This is a genomic window from Pseudoalteromonas sp. SR44-8, from assembly GCF_014163635.1.
In the GTDB taxonomy this organism is placed as follows: domain Bacteria; phylum Pseudomonadota; class Gammaproteobacteria; order Enterobacterales; family Alteromonadaceae; genus Pseudoalteromonas; species Pseudoalteromonas rhizosphaerae.
In genome coordinates, this window is sequence record NZ_JACJDS010000089.1 from 1 (window position 1) to 712 (window position 712).

Sequence of the window (712 nt, forward strand, 5' to 3'; positions counted from 1 at the left end):
GTCAAACGAAAGTGAATGCCCAATGGCAACTGTATTGCTTAGTTCATAATATAGAAAAGCTGCAAAACAGGACGCATTAATAAAGGTAAGCTGCTACCTCTCCAAATAAGCCACTTAAACACCTGCAATCCCTTCCAAAACGCCCATTAAAGAAACAGCAAATCCTCTTTTTATATTTTACGTAAAATCGAAGTAACCGATTGAATCAAAATAGGAACTCGGCTATGGTTAATGCATCAATAAAAATAAATTAAAAACGAGTTATTCTACAGCCTCGTTATATGACTAAATGGAATTTGGTATATGAACTATAAAGCCCGTTTAATTCTTGGTATTGCAGTAGGCCTAAGTATTTATTTTACTTTTCTTGCTAGCCGCCAAATCGATCTTGCAACTGAAGCTGTTAACATACTGTATTCTTGTGAAAACAGTGAAATCCAAAGTTGTATTAGCTTACCCGAATACTCTCGTCTCACGAGTCGTTGGGATGGTAATGTAAAAATATATTTACTACTTAGTTTATTGCTTTCACTGGTATGCGGTTACTTTTCCCATAAATTTAAGAAGCAATAAGTATAGTCATATAACAGAAAAATAGGACAGGCGCATTTTTTTGCAAATTTTTTGCAAAATCCATAGTATCAACTACTGTTTTTATATACAGTTTAACAGGAGTTGCTATGTATGACCCGGGCAAGAAAAAAGCTTATTG

The 712-nt window shown here is 34.3% G+C and carries 1 protein-coding gene; it reads left to right on the plus strand.

Translation table 11 applies throughout. The features are described 5' to 3' along the window. Positions 1-303 precede the first annotated feature (303 nt). Positions 304-573, plus strand: a complete 270-nt coding sequence (locus H5183_RS21425) for a hypothetical protein (RefSeq protein ID WP_145241257.1) — start codon at positions 304-306, stop codon at positions 571-573. The last annotated feature ends 139 nt before the right edge of the window (positions 574-712 follow it).